At 36.9% G+C, this 18,212-nt stretch carries 14 protein-coding genes and 1 pseudogene; 5 read left to right on the forward strand and 10 right to left on the reverse strand.

Annotated elements, in window-relative coordinates; genetic code table 11:
* Positions 1 to 3 precede the first annotated feature (3 nt).
* From aroC to C4H12_RS02700, 6 genes are all read right to left on the reverse strand, one after another.
* On the reverse strand, positions 4 to 1,071 hold the full coding sequence (gene aroC / locus C4H12_RS02675; protein WP_106097551.1) for a chorismate synthase: 1,068 nt from the start codon (positions 1,069 to 1,071) through the stop codon (positions 4 to 6).
* Positions 1,071 to 1,463: an orotate phosphoribosyltransferase gene (locus C4H12_RS02680; protein WP_106097552.1), complete on the reverse strand. Its 393-nt coding sequence runs from the start codon at positions 1,461 to 1,463 to the stop codon at positions 1,071 to 1,073. Before C4H12_RS02680 ends, aroC begins: the two co-directional genes overlap by 1 nt.
* Positions 1,464 to 1,491: 28 nt before the next feature.
* On the reverse strand, positions 1,492 to 2,262 hold the full coding sequence (locus C4H12_RS02685) for a DUF695 domain-containing protein (RefSeq protein ID WP_106097553.1): 771 nt from the start codon (positions 2,260 to 2,262) through the stop codon (positions 1,492 to 1,494).
* A gap of 20 nt (positions 2,263 to 2,282) precedes the next feature.
* Complete coding sequence (locus C4H12_RS02690) at positions 2,283 to 2,897, reverse strand: DUF4230 domain-containing protein (RefSeq protein ID WP_106097554.1); 615 nt, start codon at positions 2,895 to 2,897, stop codon at positions 2,283 to 2,285.
* 11 nt (positions 2,898 to 2,908) lie between these two features.
* Entirely contained in the window at positions 2,909 to 3,280 is a 372-nt protein-coding gene (gene crcB / locus C4H12_RS02695) for a fluoride efflux transporter CrcB (protein ID WP_106097555.1), read from the reverse strand.
* Between the two features lie 226 nt (positions 3,281 to 3,506).
* Positions 3,507 to 4,091 carry an NUDIX hydrolase gene (locus C4H12_RS02700; protein WP_106097556.1) on the reverse strand — a complete coding sequence of 195 codons (585 nt, stop codon included), beginning with the start codon at positions 4,089 to 4,091 and terminating at the stop codon, positions 3,507 to 3,509.
* Between the two features lie 6 nt (positions 4,092 to 4,097).
* Here C4H12_RS02700 and pyrE point away from each other — a divergent pair, with 6 nt between their 5' ends.
* Positions 4,098 to 4,736 (forward strand): orotate phosphoribosyltransferase, encoded by a 639-nt coding sequence (gene pyrE, locus C4H12_RS02705; protein WP_106097557.1) that lies wholly within the window; start codon positions 4,098 to 4,100, stop codon positions 4,734 to 4,736.
* Positions 4,737 to 4,842: 106 nt separating this feature from the next.
* On the opposite strand, the gene C4H12_RS02710 is transcribed toward pyrE, so the two are convergent.
* From C4H12_RS02710 to pdhA, 3 genes are all read right to left on the reverse strand, one after another.
* Positions 4,843 to 8,019, reverse strand: a complete 3,177-nt coding sequence (locus tag C4H12_RS02710; RefSeq protein WP_106097558.1) for an efflux RND transporter permease subunit — start codon at positions 8,017 to 8,019, stop codon at positions 4,843 to 4,845.
* A gap of 184 nt (positions 8,020 to 8,203) precedes the next feature.
* Complete coding sequence (locus C4H12_RS02715; RefSeq protein ID WP_106097559.1) at positions 8,204 to 9,793, reverse strand: pyruvate dehydrogenase complex dihydrolipoamide acetyltransferase; 1,590 nt, start codon at positions 9,791 to 9,793, stop codon at positions 8,204 to 8,206.
* 37 nt (positions 9,794 to 9,830) lie between these two features.
* Positions 9,831 to 10,829: a pyruvate dehydrogenase (acetyl-transferring) E1 component subunit alpha gene (gene pdhA / locus C4H12_RS02720; RefSeq protein WP_106097560.1), complete on the reverse strand. Its 999-nt coding sequence runs from the start codon at positions 10,827 to 10,829 to the stop codon at positions 9,831 to 9,833.
* Positions 10,830 to 11,023: 194 nt separating this feature from the next.
* Here pdhA and C4H12_RS02725 point away from each other — a divergent pair, with 194 nt between their 5' ends.
* Positions 11,024 to 13,363: a beta-N-acetylhexosaminidase gene (locus C4H12_RS02725; protein ID WP_106097561.1), complete on the forward strand. Its 2,340-nt coding sequence runs from the start codon at positions 11,024 to 11,026 to the stop codon at positions 13,361 to 13,363.
* A 254-nt stretch (positions 13,364 to 13,617) separates the two neighbouring features.
* Here the strand turns inward: C4H12_RS02725 and C4H12_RS02730 are convergent, their stop codons facing one another.
* Positions 13,618 to 14,763, reverse strand: coding sequence for an alpha-hydroxy acid oxidase (locus tag C4H12_RS02730; protein WP_106097562.1), 1,146 nt, complete (start codon positions 14,761 to 14,763; stop codon positions 13,618 to 13,620).
* A gap of 353 nt (positions 14,764 to 15,116) precedes the next feature.
* On the opposite strand from C4H12_RS02730, the pseudogene C4H12_RS02735 reads away from it, so the two are divergent.
* From C4H12_RS02735 to C4H12_RS02745, 3 genes and pseudogenes are all read left to right on the forward strand, one after another.
* Positions 15,117 to 16,051, forward strand: a pseudogene (locus C4H12_RS02735) (phospholipase A).
* A gap of 98 nt (positions 16,052 to 16,149) precedes the next feature.
* The gene (locus C4H12_RS02740; protein ID WP_106097563.1) at positions 16,150 to 16,761 is read left to right on the forward strand and encodes a TetR/AcrR family transcriptional regulator; all 612 of its coding nucleotides are present in this window, start codon (positions 16,150 to 16,152) and stop codon (positions 16,759 to 16,761) included.
* Between the two features lie 3 nt (positions 16,762 to 16,764).
* Positions 16,765 to 18,108 (forward strand): TolC family protein, encoded by a 1,344-nt coding sequence (locus C4H12_RS02745; RefSeq protein ID WP_106097564.1) that lies wholly within the window; start codon positions 16,765 to 16,767, stop codon positions 18,106 to 18,108.
* The last annotated feature ends 104 nt before the right edge of the window (positions 18,109 to 18,212 follow it).

An 18,212-nucleotide genomic window follows, 5' to 3' on the forward strand; every position in this document is an offset into this window, starting at 1 on the left:
ACTTTAAAATGTTTTTATAGTCTCATTAATCAAGCAAAAGTCTAATAGTATCATTGCGGTCATTGCCTCGACAATGGGGACAGCACGGGGTACTACGCAGGGGTCGTGTCGGCCTTTACCTTGCATCTCTACAATATTGCCTTGGCTATCAAGAGCGGGTTGCGGTTGCATAAGGGTTGCTACGGGCTTAAAAGCTACCCGAAAATAAATGTCCATACCATTGCTTATGCCCCCTTGTATACCTCCAGAATAGTTGGTTTGGGTAGTGCCATCGGGGTTGAAAAGGTCGTTGTGCTGACTGCCACGCATTGTAGTACCCGCAAAGCCACTGCCATACTCAAAGCCTTTTACTGCATTGATAGAGAGCATCGCTTTGCTGAGCTGTGCGTGAAGTTTGTCGAACACAGGTTCGCCCCAACCTACAGGCACCCCTTTTACTACACAGCTTACTATTCCGCCCACTGTATCGCCCTCTTTACGAATGGCTTTAATATAGGCTTCCATTTGTTCTGCTAAAATAGGGTCAGGACAGCGTACGGCATTGGTTTCGGCTATGGTTAAATTGAGGTCGGTATAGGGTTTGGTAAGGGAAAGCTCGCCAACACTTGACACATAAGCGTTGATTTGTATTCCTTTGAGTACTTGTTTGGCAATAGCTCCTGCAACAACACGGCTGGCAGTTTCACGTGCTGATGAGCGTCCGCCCCCGCGATAGTCACGAATACCGTATTTTTGCTGATACACATAATCGGCGTGACTGGGGCGGTATACTTGGGCAATATGGTCATAATCGGCTGAATGCTGATTTTCATTCTCGATTATAAAGCCAATAGGCGTGCCGGTAGTTTTACCGTCTAAAATGCCAGAAAGGAAATGTACCTTGTCGCCTTCTTTTCGTTGGGTAACAATAGCTGACTGACCAGGACGGCGGCGATTTAGTTCATGTTGTATGGCTTCAAAATCTAAAATAATATTGGGAGGGCACCCATCAATGACTCCTCCAAGAGCTTCGCCGTGGGACTCGCCAAAAGTAGTGAGTTTAAAAAGGGTACCTATACTGTTTCCTGCCATTACAATGTTTGCATTTTAGTTACTAAGGTTTCCATAAATTTGCTGATAGGAGTTTTGACCATCATTGCCATTACGGGGTTGAAATTACCTTCAAAAACTAGTTGTACTTCGCTCTCATTATCAGATATTTCGGTAATATTAGTAGTGAGCTGAAAAGGAATTTTTCCATTAGCTTCGCCTAACACTAACTGACTGTAGGGGGTGGTACTTTTCTTTTCTAAATAAATTTCGGGCATACCTTTTAGAGCAAAGACAAAGGAGTTATTAGTAAGCAATTCAAACTTATTGATGTTATCGGGCATTAGTTGTTTAAAGTTTGCCACATTGTCTAATGATTCGAAAAGGTTTTTTGCACTTTTTTGTACTAAGGTTTTTGAAGTTTCTAATTTCATTTGTTACTTATTGTTAAGTTATTTGTTTTTATTTTACTAATACTGTTTCCCACCCATCATATTGCCCATTGGTGTCAAGAGCGACATCAATTAGATCCCAAGTGTCACTGTTAATATTATCAACAGTATTTATTTTAGAAAGGATAAGTTGGTAGTAGGGCTCTTGAGGAGTATTACCTTCTTCGGGCTCTACCTTGCCACTATCTTCTACCTTATACCCCAAAGCTATTACTTTGCTAAGGGCGTTGTTCATATCCTTTTCAGTGTCAAAATATAGCCAATGCTCTATAGGGCGCTGTTGGTCGGTATGGTCGCCAGACTCTTCGCAATGGCGGCGTACCGCACTGTTTTTGATGCTTTGGTGTTCATAGATGTTAGGGTAAAGATAGTCTGAATATATCTCCCAATTAGGGTCATCTACGATACGTATTTCAGGTTCGTAATCAGCAATATTTGTGAAAGCCTTTTCGATGTTGGCTGCCAATAAAGGAGCCTCTTGGGTATAGTAAAACCAAGTTGTATTGCCTTGATAAGTTACAACTCCTGCTAAAAAATCAGTATCTTTTAGCGAAGGCATTATAATATCTTCAATGTTGTAGAAGCGTTCTCTTTCCTCATCGGTAGTAAAACCGTGCTCATCGGGAGCTTTAAGGACAAGGTTTAGCCTTACACATTGGGTATAACCCTCTATAGGGAAGTCTATTTCGCCAATACCTAAATTGATGCGAAACACAGCGGGCTTATCTTCTACTCTACCGATATAGACTGCCCAGTTTTCGGGGATTTGAATCTTTTCCATATTTGTTGATTATTATAATGTTAATTTTTTATAGCTTTAAGGTCTTCTTCATTTGCAATAGGATTGTTGTGATACTCTAAAGTCCACCCAACAGCCCTTGTGGCGAAGATAAGAGATGAGAGCTCGCTAATGAGTCGGTTTTCGGCATTGCGTTTTAATGGAGATCCTTCTATTTTCTTTTCTAACATAGTTCGTGCTTTTTTTTCTATTTTCTGTACATCTTCAGCACTAAAAGGGTTTATCTGACTTTGGGTTACATCGTAATATTTCATTGTAGGGTAGATGTTTATTTCGGCTTCGGGGATATGCTTAATGATGACTTTTTTCAGTTCTTCATTTACTTCAAAATCAACTTGGTGGAGATCGTACCCTACAGTTACATCGGCATTAACTACTGTGAGGATTTGTTTATCAAAGGAAAATAAATCCATAAAGTACTTTTTCGTATCGGTATAACTGAGGATTTCGGTAAAATGACCCTCGGTAACAATGAGTTTGCTTACGTTGGCTATTTGGGTTTGTATCAAAGCTGTTTCGGCTTCCAGTCGTTCTTGGTTTTCTTTTTTATCAATAAAATATTTAAAGCATAGCAACAATACAGTTGCGAGAGCCATTCCTAATAAAAATTTTTTCATATCTTTATATATTAACTATAGATTTTACTCCCCAAAAAGCACGCCAAAATACTGAGACCTATGCTTCCTACTATGTAAAAAGAGGCTTTTAGTTCTTGATTTTGCTGAAAAAGTTGTAGTGTTTCCAGTGAAAAGGTAGAAAAAGTTGTGAAGCCTCCTAAGAGGCCAGTAATTAGTAGCAAGGGTAGGGTAGGGGAAGCTGTTTTGTGTTTAAAATAGCTGTAAAGTAGCCCTATCATAAAGCTTCCTAAAATATTTATAATGAAAATTGCTATGGGGAAAGCGAGTATTTTCCCAACTTTGCTGAGTAGGAGTGAGAGAGTATAACGTAGGGCACCGCCGGCAAAACTTCCTAAGCCTACTATGAGTATATTTTTTAACATCTTTTTTCTTTAAAGAATTGAATTAGAAGCAATAAGATATTTTTTTGCTGGTGTTTCAATAATTGAATTGTGCTTATTTTATAGATATACTGAACTGCGCTAGCTCGCTGACTATCCTTCGCAACATACTCAGCTGTGCCAGCTCGCTGACTATCCTTCGTTTATAGTTCGTTTATCCTTCGTTATTCGTTCGTTCATCCTAAGCTGAAAATATATTGAGGATTTATCAATTGAATAACTTCTGAATATTCATATAAGAGTTTTTGATGAGTTCACGAACTTCTGTTTCAGATTTCCAATATACTTTTTCTATATCTTCTTCGGTTTGAGGGACTAGTTTCTTTTTATAAGTTGTAGTCATATCATACCAAAAAGTTTCTTTTAGGTAATATTCGTGATCGCGTTTGAAAATGTGATAGGTGGTCATACGATAGCGCTGAATAAGCAGTTTTTTGACACCTGTTTCTTCTTCAACTTCACGAAGGGCGCAAGTTGCAATATTTTCGCCTTTTTCTTTTTTTCCTTTAGGGAAGTCCCATTTACCTCTGCGTTTCATAATGAGCAGTTTCCCTTCGGGGTTAGTAACAATGCCTCCTCCAGCTTTGATAGTGGGGATGAGTTTCTTGAATTTTTTTAATAGTTTTTCTTCTTTTGGGTGATATAGATAAATTTTATCAACTCCTTTAGTATTGATTTCCCGCAAGATAGCATCAAGAGTAACATCTTTTAGATGAAAATATTTGTTGCTCTCAATATTTTCACGTACATTTGTCAAAATAATTGACTTATCGTCTAAAAAAATTTCATACATAACATTATGGTATTTGATAGTACAGTGGCTGAAAGAACAGCCGAATTTTTATTGCAAATTAACGCAATAAAATTGAATTCTCAAAATTATTTTACTTGGGCGAGTGGTTGGAAATCACCGATTTATTGTGATAACCGTATAATTCTCTCATTTCCAGATGTTAGAAGCTACTTTGCAAGTGTATTGGTGAAGGGTATAAAAGAAAAATATCCTGATGTACAAGTTATTGCAGGAGTGGCTACTGGAGCTATTGGTATAGGTATGTTGGTAGCAAATGCATTGGAATTACCTTTTGTATATGTGCGTCCTGAACCTAAGAAACACGGAAGGCAGAATCAGATTGAGGGGCTTTTAGCAGCTGATCAAAAAGTGGTAGTAGTGGAGGATCTTATTAGTACAGGGATGAGTAGCTTAAATGCTGTAAAAGCCTTGCGAGAGTATGGATCTGAGGTGCTGGGAATGATAGCCCTATTCTCTTATAACTTTGATATTGCTAACGAACGTTTTGCAGAAGAAAAAGTACCTCTTTACACAGCAGGTGATTATGATAGCTTACTTAAAAAGGCTTTGCTTTGTGGTAAGATTGAGAAGGAAGAATTAGATACCCTACAACAATGGCGCAAGAGTCCTGATACTTGGGGATAATAATCTTATATAAATAGTAGGAGTAGCGCAGATATGTGAAGATACAAAAAAGGCTGTACTGAAGTAAAATCAGTACAGCCTTTTTGATGAGAGATAGAAAGTGGATTTACACTTCGTGTTCTCCTTTTATTTCATGGTGTTCATAATCGGCAATCATTAGCTTTTCATAATCGGTCTTGACATCCTTACCTAAACGCTTGCTTATATTGTCAAAAATCAAGTAAACTAAAGGTACTATAATAAGTGTAAGGAAAAGTGATGAGATAAGCCCACCAATAATAACAATTGCCAAAGCATTATTAATTTCGGCTCCTGCGCCACTAGCAATAGCCAATGGTATCATGCCAGCCACCATAGCTATGGTAGTCATCAAGATAGGTCGTAAGCGGGCGTGATTGGCTTGGATAAGAGCAGTAACAGTATCTTCACCTTCTTCCTTTCGGTGGTTAGCAAAGTCTACCAACATAATTGCATTTTTAGCTACTAATCCAATAAGCATAATGATACCTAATAGGGTGAATATGTTAAGAGACATATTAGCTAAACCTAAAGCTAGTAAAGCGCCTATAAAAGATAATGGGATCGAAAATAGTACCACAAATGGACGAGAGAAACTGTTGTACAATACAACCATTACCATATATACTAATAAAATAGCAGCAAAAAGTGATACAAATAGAGTTCCAAAACCTTCATCTTGCATTTCTTGATCACCAGAGAACATAAAGTGTACATTAGCAGGTTTTTCCAAGTTTTTGATCTTATCTTTCCATTCAGATACAATAGTACCAGTAGGTCTACCTACTGATTGAGCCTGTACCGTTACAGAAGGAGATTTGTCATAACGCTCTAATTGAGTAGGGCCTGAAGCATAGCTGATAGTTGCAAACTGTGATAATTTTACTTGTTGTCCAGTTTGGTTTAGGAACATCATATTTTCAATGTCGTCTATAGATTGACGATTTCCATCTTCAAATAAGATATTAATATCATACTCAGAATCTCCTGTTCGGAATTTACTATCATCATTACCATTAAAAGCTGTACGCATTGTAACCCCAACAGTAGCAATATTGAGTCCTAACATTGTCATTTTATCGCGGTTGAGTTGTATGTTTATTTCGGGATTACCTGATTCTGATGTAAGTTTAATTTCGGTTGCTCCATCGATAGTTTTGAGTAATTGAGCAGTTTTCTCAGCATATTCTTGGGCGGCTTCTACATTATCGGAAGTAACAACCAAGGCAATAGGAGCTTGTTCAGCACCCATCATACCTACAGGCACGGTTTTAACTTTAGCATCAACCAAGTATTGACTTAGTTCTCGTTTTAGTTTTGCAGCAATTACATTGGTTGATTCCTCACGTTCCTTTTTATCAATAATTTTTAGCTGTATCTCTGATTTGTAAGCTGTAGAAAGAGAACCTCCCATACCACTAGTAGATTGCCCTACCGTCGTAATCATACTTTTAATAAGAGGTTTATCAGTATCATTTACTTTTAGATTGCGAAGATAGTTTTCAGCTTTTTGAGTAATAAAGTTAGTTTGTTCCAGTGAAGCATCTTTGTTCAGTTCAAATTGTATTAAGAATTTTCCTCTATCCATATTAGGCATAAATTCGGCTCCAATAAATCCTGTAGGAATAAGGGAACAAGAACCTGCGAATAAGAAGAATACTAAAATAATAGTTTTCCATTTATTGGCAAATACCCATATTAAGAGGTCTGAAAAGAACTGAGTAAAACGTTTTAAGCCATTTTCAAATCCTATAGACATTTTACCAAAGAAACTATTAGGATTAGCGTGCTCTAACTTGCCAAAACGAGAGTATAACCAAGGTACTACAGTAAATGACATTAAGAGAGATAACATTGTAGCTATAGCTACTGTTAAGCAGAATTCACGTAAGATATTTACCACAATAGAATCGCCTATAGAGATAGGTACAAAAACTACTACAATTACTAAGGTAATAGCCATTACAGTAAGTACGATTTCTTTGGAACCATCATAGGCAGCACGTACTTTGTTTTTACCCATTTCCATATGGCGGTGAATGTTCTCTAAAACTACGATAGCGTCATCTACTAAAATACCTACTACCATTGAGAGAGCAACTAAACTCATCAAGTTCAGAGTAAAACCAAAGAAATACATACCTATAAAGGCAGCTATTAGTGAAGTAGGAATAGAAACCATAACAATAAGAGCGTTGCGTAAGCTGTGAAGAAAGAAGAACATCACTAAAGCTACGAGTACTATGGCTAAAATTAAGTCAAACATTACTGAGTTTGCAGCAGCTAAGGTAAACTCACTAGTATCCTCAGCTAAAAGCATTTTTACTCCTTCATTTTTGTAATTTTTCTCTATTTGAGCCATTTTTTTACGAACTAATTCGCTTACTGATACAGCATTAGCATCTGTTTGTTTTAGCACTTGTAAAAGAAGTGTGTTTTCTTGGTTGATACGAGCTATTTTTTCAGCTTCTTCTTCAGTGTCTTGTACATCAGCGACGTCTGAAAGGCGTATTTCAATACCACTTTTAGAAGCTAGTGTAAGGTTACGTAGTTGTTCTATATCTTGTATTTTACCCAGCAATCGGATAGAAGTATTATTTTCACGGGTTTTGAGCTTTCCAGCAGGGATTTCTATATTTGATGCAGCGATAACTTGTTGTACTTGCGCTATTGAAATTCCATAACCTTCTAATTTTCTAGCATCTACACTTACTCGGATCTCACGTTTGCGACCTCCAATTATATTTACTTGAGCAACTCCAGTTACGCGTGATAGTTCAGGCTGTATTTTTTTATCTACTAAATCATATAACTCTTGTGATGATAGATTAGAAGTAACTCCTATAGAAACAATAGGTAAATCTGAAAGAGAGAATTTACTTAATGAAGGTTCTTTTACATCTGTTGGTAAATCAGCTCTAATTGCATTAATTTTTCGTTGAGCATCATTTAGTGTATTATCTACATTTGCACCATTATTAAGTTGTACTACTACTATAGAAAGGCTTTCATACGAATATGATTGTATTTTCTTAATATTTTCCAAAGCGGATACAGCATCCTCAATCTTTTTAGTAACTGTGCTCTCTATTTCAGAGGGAGAAGCACCTGCATATACAGTAGAGATAGTTACCACATTAATTTCAAACTTAGGAATAAGTTCATAGTTTAATAGCTTATACGAATAAAAGCCGCCAAGTAAAAGCAGCAAAAGCATCACAATCAGGATGCTAGGACGTTTAATAGAAAGTTTAATTAAATTCATTTTGATGTTTCTTCTTCTAAATCGGGCGCAAAGGTACGATAAAAAACTTAATAAACAAAAAAAGTTTCCTTTAATTCAGTTGAACTCCAATTCCACTTTCAAGTGAAATTGGAGTAGATAATTAAAAAAGCCCTAATACTACTTTAGTATTAGGGCTTAATATTGTAATTTAGTAATAATGAGGCTATGCCAACATAGTTACAGGGTTTTCAATGTAAGTTTTTAGGGTTTGTAGGAATTGAGCTCCTGTAGCCCCATCAATAGTGCGGTGGTCGCAAGCAAGAGTAACTTGCATAGTATGACCTACTACTATTTGACCATTTTTTACTATAGGTTTTTCAACAATAGCACCTACTGAAAGGATAGCTGAGTTAGGCTGATTGATAATAGAAGTAAATACATCTACACCAAACATTCCTAAGTTAGATACAGTGAAAGTACTTCCTTCCATTTCAGCAGGAGTAAGTTTTTTGTTACGAGCTTTCCCTGCTAAGTCTTTTACTAAAGCACCTATTTGTGTTAAGGTAAGTGTATCAGTGAATTTGATAACAGGTACAACCAAGCCATCTTCAATAGCAACTGCTACTCCTACATTCACATGTTTGTTGTAAAGGGTTGTATCTCCTTTCCAAGAAGTGTTTACTTGTGGGTGTTTTTTAAGAGCCATAGCGCAAGCTTTTACTACCATATCATTGAATGATATCTTAGTATCAGGTAAGTTATTAATTTGGGCACGTGATTCCATTGCACTATCCATATTAATTTCTATAGCCAAATAGTAATGAGGAGCAGTAAATTTAGATTCTGCCAAACGTTTAGCTATAGTTTTGCGCATTTGAGAATTCTTCATCTCTTCAGTTGCTTCTACGCCTACAGGAATTACTGTTGGGATGGCAGGACTTGTTGAAGCTGTAGCTGCTGCCGCTTTAGTACTTGGAGTAAAGTTTTCTATATCTTTCTTTACAATACGTCCATTTTCTCCACTTCCTTTTACTTCATTAAGGTTAATACCTTTATCTTGAGCAATTTTCTTAGCCAAAGGTGAAGCAAATACACGGTCATTTGCATTAGTTATTGGAGCAGCAGCTAAAGCTGCTGTTTCAGCAGGTTTGCTTTCAGCTTTAGGTGCTGATGCAGCAGGAGTACCTCCTTGCAAACCAGCTAATATAGTATTTACATCAGTACCAGCAGGACCTATGATAGCTAGTAATGAATCTACTGAAGCACTTTCGCCTTCTTTCAGCCCAATATAAAGCAAGGTACCAGCATAGAACGATTCAAATTCCATAGTAGCTTTATCTGTTTCTATTTCAGCTAAAATATCACCTTCCTTTACAGAGTCACCTACTTTTTTAAGCCAAGAAGCTACAGTACCTTCAGTCATAGTATCACTAAGGCGAGGCATAGTAACAATTTCTACACCAGCAGGTATAGCTGCTGTAGGGGTAGCAGTAGTTGCTGATTGTGTTGGTTCAGGTGTAGTTGCAGAGGCAATTGCAGGAGCTCCTCCACCTATAAGAGCTGATATATCTTCTCCTTCTTTACCAATGATAGCTAAAAGAGTGTCAACTTTGGCCCCTTCACCTTCTTGTAATCCTATGTATAATAAGGTACCTTTGTGAAATGATTCAAACTCCATCGTAGCTTTGTCGGTTTCAATCTCAGCTAAGATATCACCTTCATTTACTTTATCTCCTATTTTTTTAAGCCACTTTGCTACAACGCCTTCTTCCATAGTGTCGCTGAGGCGTGGCATAGTAATAATTTCTGCCATTTATGTTGTTATGTTTAAATTAATGTTTTATTTCAAATTATAATCTATTGGGCAAGAAAGGATAGTTTTCTTGCTCATATACAGTATCGTACATAATGTGAGTTTCAGGGTAAGGAGATTCCTCAGCAAATCTTTCACATTCAGCTACATGTTCTTTTACTCGCTCTTCAATAGCATCAAGTTCAGCATCAGTAGCATACCCTTTTTTCTTAATTACTTTAAGTACATTAGTAATAGGATCATTTTCTTTGTGTTTTTCTACTTCTTCTTTAGTGCGATAGTGTTGAGCGTCCGACATTGAGTGTCCACGATAACGATAAGTACGAATATCAAGTAAGGTAGGCCCTTCACCTTTTCGTGCACGTTCTATAGCCTCATAAACTGCTTCAGCTACTGTCTCAGGGTGCATGCCATCTACAGCTTGGCAAGGCATTTCATAACCTAAGCCCAATTTCCAAATATCTACATGGTTTGCAGTCCTTTCAACTGATGTACCCATAGCATAGTGGTTGTTTTCCACAATGAACACTACTGGTAATTTCCAAAGCATTGCCATATTTAAAGTTTCGTGAAAAGCGCCTTGTCTTACTGCACCATCTCCCATAAAGGTAAGAGTAACAGCTTCACGGTTAAAATACTTATCAGCAAAAGCTAACCCAGCACCTAAAGCTATTTGTCCTCCTACAATACCATGACCACCATAAAAATGATGTTCTTTCGAAAAGATGTGCATAGAGCCTCCCAAACCATGTGAAGTACCTGTAGCTTTACCATAAAGCTCAGCCATAATACGCTTAGGATCTACACCCAAACCTATAGGGTGTACGTGGCATCGGTAAGAGGTAATAATTTTATCCTTGCTCAAGTCCATAGCATGCAAGCAGCCAGCAGCTACTGCTTCTTGTCCGTTGTACAAGTGTAAGAAACCTCTTACTTTTTGCTGAATGTAAACAGCGGCAAGTTTATCTTCAAACTTCCTCCAAAAAAGCATGTCCTCGTACCACTTAAGGTACACTTCCTTATCAAATTTTTTCATTTGTTTTTATGTATATAAATAAAAGTCTAAAATATTTCTCTTAGTTTAAAGCGTTGATTTTAAATAGATTAACTTTTCGTAGTCTCTAAAACACTCTAAAAATATTTGCAAAGGTGCAAAAAAAATATCACCTAGCCAAAAATATTTGAAAAAAAATATTACCTTTGTCCCATTAATTTAAATTATTAAATGTAATGAAGATGAAATTAACTTCCGCACTTTTGTTATTGATGACAATGATTTCGTGCAAGTCAACAACTACCAATGAGGGGGCTAGTACAGCTAATTATCAGGTAATTCCTACTCCTCAGTCCATCACTAACCCTCAAACCAATGCTTCTAAGCCTTTTGAGCTTACTGCAAACACCAAAATTACCTACCCAAAAGCTAATGCTGATTTGCAACGTTATGCTGGTTTTTTACAAGATTACATTAAAAAGCAAACTGGCATTGAGGTAAAAACCTCACTAGCTCAAGGTGATGAAACTAATACTATCGCCTTAGAACAAAACTATAACCATACCAATACTGAGGCTTACCAAGTGAATGTTACCTCTAATAACATTTCTATCAATGGAGCAACTAAAGCAGGTACTTTTTATGGCATTCAGTTCCTACGAAAAGCCATCCCTGCTGAGAAAACTAAAAAAGTACTCTTCCCTTCTGTTCAAGTCAATGATTATCCGTATTTTGCTTATCGTGGCGGACACTTGGACAGCTCACGCCACTTCTTCTCTGCCGACTCAGTGCGTATATTCATTGATATGCTTGCTTTGCATAATATGAATAAATTCCATTGGCACCTTACTGATGACCAAGGTTGGCGTTTGGAGTCAAAAAAATACCCTCAACTTACTGTTATAGGCTCTAATCGCAGCCAAACTATGGTAAATAAACAATGGGATACTTTTGATGGCAAACCTCATGGTGGTTTTTATACTCAAGAGCAAATTAAAGAGCTTGTAAAATATGCTGCAGATCGTAATATTACCATTATTCCTGAAATTGACCTTCCTGGTCACATGGTAGCTGTATTAGCTACTTATCCTAATTTAGGTTGTACAGGAGGCCCTTATAAAGTACGTGAAACTTGGGGTATTGCTGAAGAAGTTCTTTGTGCTGGTAATCCAGAAACTTATGACTTTATTAAGAATATATTAGAAGAAGTAACCGAACTATTCCCTTCAGACTATATTCATATTGGCGGTGATGAATGTCCAAAAGTAAGTTGGAAAAAATGCCCTAAATGTCAAGCTAAAATTAAAGAACTCGGTATTAAAGGTGATGAAAAACACTCAGCCGAAGAATATCTTCAAAGTCATGTAATTACTTTTGCTGAAAATGTGTTAGCTGCAAAAGGAAGAAAAATGATTGGTTGGGACGAAATCCTTGAAGGAGGCTTAGCTCCTAATGCCACAGTAATGTCTTGGAGAGGTATCAAAGGAGCTATTGAGGCTGCTAAGTCAGGTCACGATGCTATTATGACTCCTATGGCTTATTGCTATTTTGATTTTTACCAAAGCGATAACGTAAAAGAAGAACCTCTTGCTATAGGAGGCTATGTACCTGTAGAACGTGTTTACTCATTTAACCCTTATCCTGATGCACTTACTCCTGAACAAAATAAACATATCTTAGGAGTACAAGCTAATATCTGGACAGAGTATATGAAAACCTTCAAACATGTTCAATATATGGCTCTGCCTCGTTACGCAGCTTTGTCTGAAGTGCAATGGTTGGCACCAGGTCATACTAAAGATTATCCCCAGTTTTTACAAAAACTATTGCGACTTATCAAAATCTATCAGTTAGAAGGTTATAATTATGCAAAACATATCTTTAACCTTCGTGGTGAAGTAAAGCCAGAGGTAGGCAATATACAAGTAACCCTTTCTTGCTTACAAGATACACCTATTTATTATACTACTGATGGAGTTGAACCTACTAAAAACTCTAATGTATATAAAGAACCTTTAAGATTTAACCAAACTACTGATCTCAAAGCTAAAGTATTCGGATCAGAAGGTGAAAGTTCTTTTGTACGTCAGTTCTCTTTTAATAAAGCCACAGTATGTCCTATCGAGTTTCTTAGCAAGCCTACTCAAAATTATACTTTTGACGGAGCTATTACTTTAGTTGATGGCAGAAAAGGAGGTACTAATTTTGGGTCAGGTGAATGGTTAGGCTTTAGTCAAGCTCCTTGTGAAGTAGTAATTACTCTAAACAATAATACTCCTGTAAAAGAAGTAAAATTTAATGCTCTTATTGATACAGGTAGTTGGGTTTATCCTCCTACTCAATTTGAAGTATTAGGCTCAAAAGATGGTAAAACCTATGAAACTCTTGCAAAAGAAAATTATAAAATGCTTAAAGAGTCTTTCAAAGGAATTAAAACCTACAGCCTTTCATTTTCAGAAAAAGAAGTTACCTACTTAAAGGTAAAAATAAGTGAAGTAAATAAAATACCTGCTTTCCACAAAGATGCAGCCGGCAAACCAGGTTTCTTATTTATTGATGAAATTGAAGTAAATTAAGATTTGCTAATTATTAATTGAAAAAGGTGCCCTGATGAATTTCAGGGCACCTTTTTTATTCTCTATATATGTTGTATCATATATAATAAGTCCTTCTTCTTTAATTTAAGCACAATAAGTTGTACTAATTAAATCTCAGATCTTAAAGTTTAGTAAATAAATACAACTTATTATTTTCTTTCAAAACTACCATTAACAAAGTTTCATTTTACTTGAAATGTTTAGGTATAATTATTTGTGTTAGGTAATTTTATCTAATACAAAATACTCCTATCTACATCTTGCAGGTTTCTATGTCCAGAGAAAGCCATAGTTGTATCCATTTCGTCATATAATATCTGTAAGGCACGAGTCACTCCATCTTCACCATAAGCTCCCAAACCATATACAGGAGCGCGTCCTAACATTATACCACGAGCCCCCAATGCCCATGCTTTCAGCATATTCTGTCCTGTATAGAATCCAGAATCTATCCACACTTCAGTTTGGCTACCTACAGCACTCACAATATCGGGCAAAGCTTTGATAGTAGAAATAGTATCATCCATTTGTCGTCCTCCATGATTAGAAACAATAATAGCATCTGCCCCATATTTCACTGCCTCCATTGCATCTTCAGGGGTCATAATACCTTTTAAGATGATAGGTCCTCCCCATAGTTCTTTAATATCAGCTATATCTTTCCAGCTAAGGCTAGGGTCAAACTGTTCTTTTGTCCATGATGATAAAGATGATAAATCCGATACATTCTTAGCATGTCCTGCAATATTGCGGAATGTCCACCTGCGGTTACCTAATACATACCGCAAGCCCCAAGGAATTTTTGTCGATAAGTTAATAAGGTTCGGAATCGTGAATTTAGGCGGAGTAGAAAGACCATTCTTAATATCTCTATGCCTGTTACCCAACACCTGTAAGTCCACAGTAATCATTAAGGCCGAACATTTAGCTTCTTTAGCCCTCCTTATCAAGTCACGCATAAACTCACGATCACGCATCACATATAACTGAAACCAAAAAGGTTCCACACCCGCCTCTACCAAGTCCTCAATAGAGCAGATAGACATTGTCGAAAGTGTAAATGGAATACCAAACTTCTGGGCAGCACGAGCCATATGTATTTCACCATCTGCCCACATCATCCCCATAAAACCCACAGGGGCTGTCATAGCAGGAAACTTCACCTTTTGTCCCAAAAGGGTAGTTTCAAGGCTACGGTTATCCATATCCACCAATACACGTTGTTTGAATTTAATATCGTTAAAGTCAGTAACATTCTGGCGATAAGTAGCTTCTGTCCATGAACCGGTATCTACATATTCATAAAACATTTTAGGAACATTGCGTTTGCATACTATCCGCAAGTCCTCAATATTAGTCATTTTTGATAAATCTCTCATATAAGTTTCTTTTAGTTATTGATGCAAATGTAGGAAATAATTTTTAAACAACAAAAAAGATTTTAAAGTTAATATCCCACCACTCCCACCACCTCCCAGCTATCCCCTACGATGAACGAACGAATAACGAAGGATAAACGAACTATAAACGAAGGATAGATGAAATCTAAGCTTCAGCAAAACAATCTGAAAAACAGATTTTTTCTACATTTGTTCTATCAGAAATTTTACAGCACTTACATTTCTCTCTCTATTAATCTACCCCTTCAACCTATAAAGTTTAAAATAAAGAAAACTTTTTTTGTTTATAAAGTTTTTTTAACGTACTTTTGCGCCCGAAAAATAGTAAAAAAATGAAGAATAAAATATTAATAATAAATCTTATAGCACTTACTATCAGCACTATAAATGCACAAGAAACATCTAATGATACCATAACCCAACTCCCCAAACCTGAAGAAAATATCAATAAAAAAGTTATATTGGAACGCGCCATATCCAAAATTTGGGAGCTCGATCGTGAAGACCAACGCGGTACTTTTAAGTTTCTCGATTACCAACCTATGTACGTAATGCCCTTTCGCTTTACCAACAAACCTACCGAACAGCCTATAAGCCTCAATCCCGATCGCCCCATACCCGAGTGGCGCGATTATCAACATATCGAAACAAAATTCCAAGTAAGTCTAAAAGCCAAAATCCTCCAAGATGCTTTTGGAAAAGGCGATGTATGGGTCGCCTTTACTCAGCAATCTTATTGGCAAATGTACAACGGACAGCTCTCTCGTCCCTTTCGTGAACTGAATTATGAACCTGAACTTATTTTTACCTATCCTCTCAACCTTTCAGCAGGTAATTTTAAGATGAAAATGGCAGGACTATCCATCAATCACCAATCCAATGGCAAAGAGGCGCCCACTCACGTAGCTGGAATAGGTTTATACTCTTGGGCATTTTTCAATACAATGATATATTAATTAATATGAGCCTTTGGAAACGTTTTACCGAAAAACCTCGTGAAGACGATAACCCCGATATTGAAAACTATATAGGGCGCTGCGAAATAGGAATAGCCTATCCTTTCCGCAAAAATGTATTCAACCTACGATTGCGTAATAATCTAAATTTTAGTAATAATCGTGGTCATGCCGAACTAAATTGGATATACCCTCTAAGTCGTGATTTGCGTATTCTCCTCCAAGCCTCTCACGGCTATGGCGATTCCTTGATCGACTATAATTACAAACAAACCGTTTTTGGGCTAGGTTTTACATTTTTAAATCTTTAATCTCTCTTCAAAACCTTACCTTTAATATGATTAATGGAAACTTTTTTTGTTTATTAAGTTTTTCTGACGTACCTTTGCGCCCGAAACTATAAAACACTATGAAAGAAGAAATCGTAAAAAATGCTCTGAATAACTTTATGCAGTACGGGTTTAAAACCTTTACGATGGATGATTTGGCAAGTACAATGGGAATGTCCAAAAAAACTCTTTATGAACATTTTCCCTCAAAGCATAACTTGGTAGAAGCAGTGTTAGATTATGCTTTAGAAATGAGCTGTACAAATGTAGAGAATTTCATTCAAGGCGAAGGGGCAGTAATTGAAAATGTATACACTAATCAGAAAAAAGTTAAAGAAATATTCAATATCAATAGTGATCGCCCCATTTGGGAGTTGCAAAAATACTATCCCAAAACCTACAAACGTATGGAAGTAGAGTTTGCCAAGTCCGATGCACGCTTTGTAGAAAAGCTCTTACAAAAAGGCTGGGAAGAAGGGCTCTTCAGAAAAGATATTAATGTAGATTTTTATAAAAAATTTTACATAAATGTACAGCGCTTGCGATCAATTACCAATGTTTTTCCTGAACAAGAATTTCCTTTCTGGGAAACCATCTATACCCTAATGGAGTATTTTTTCAGAATATTGGTAAATGAAAAAGGCCTTGCAGAATTAGAGCGCGTACTTACAAATATAAGAAATAGAAACTAAAAAATGAAAAGAATTATTACAACAGCCTTGTTGTGCTTCACAGCACTTAACTTTGCACAACAAAAAGAACTGACCCTTAAAGAGGCCATACAATATGCCCTGAAAAATAAGGCCGATGCCGAGAAAGCTCGCTTAGAAGTAGCAAAAAGTGAATATAAAATACAAGAAGTACGAGCCAATGCACTACCCAATATAGCAGCTTCAGGAGGAATATCCTATAACCCTAAGTTACAAGCAACTTATATCGATGCTAGTACCTTTGCTATGCCTGGTATGCCAGTTTCCGATGAAGTAATTAAAATGGAAATGGGGCAGAAATGGGCATCAACAGCCGAAGCTAAGCTTACACAAGTACTCTTTAACCAAACAGTATTTATGGGCTTAAAAGCAGCACAAACTACTCGTGAGTTCTATATGCTTAACCAGCAGCTCACCGAAAATCAAATTATCGAGAAGGTAGCTACAGCTTATTACCAAGTGTACCAAACACGCCAAATATTAGAGAATATCGAGAGTAACCTCGCTCTTACCGAGAAGACTGCTACTGTAGTAAAAGGCTCTTATGAAGCAGGATTAGCTAAAAAAATAGATCTCGATCGTACCACTGTAGCCATCAATAACCTCAAGTCAGCACGCCAACAAGCTCTAAACGGATTACAATTATCCGAAAACGCTCTAAAGTATATGATAGGAATGCCAATGAGCGAGACAGTTACCTTGCCAAAAGAAGGTTTTGAAGCTAATTATGATTTAGCCTTCCAAAAAAGCAATAATAACCGTATCGAGCTACAAGTACTTGAAAAACAAAAGGAACTACTAAATCTAAATGTAAAAGTACAACGCTCAGCTCTTTATCCATCACTAGGTCTACAAGCTACTTACGGTTGGTTGGGTATGGGGCCTAAAATGCCTCTTTATTACGGCGAAAAAGATAAAGTCTATTGGAGTGATTACTCAGCTATTAGTTTAGGGCTCAAGGTCCCAATCTTTTCAGGATTTGGTACTCGTGCTAAAATACGCCAAGCACAGATAGAAAGTGAGCAGTTAGAGGCAACCCTCAAAGATACCCGTCTCGCTATGGATTTAGCTTATGAAAATGCTCAAAGTCAGCTCACCAATAACCTCCTTACTATTGATTCGCAAAAGGAAAATGTGAAATTAGCCGAAGAAGTGTTGCTTAACACTCAGAACAATTATCAGCAGGGCTTAGCCTCCCTCACCGATTTGTTACAAGCCGAGCGTTCCCTCTCCGATGCGAAAAACAACTATACCACAGCCTTGCTAAACTATAAATTAGCCGAAATTGAATTGCTAAAATCACAAGGAAAGTTAGGAACAATGAAGTAAAATCCATATCTGTTTTTAATAAAGAAAGGCTGCCCTTTAGCTAAAGGCAGCCTTTCTTATTTATAAATATACTCAAAATCAAAAGTATGATCAATAAAAAAGCT

Source organism: Capnocytophaga sp. oral taxon 878, assembly GCF_002999135.1.
In the GTDB taxonomy this organism is placed as follows: Bacteria; Bacteroidota; Bacteroidia; order Flavobacteriales; family Flavobacteriaceae; genus Capnocytophaga.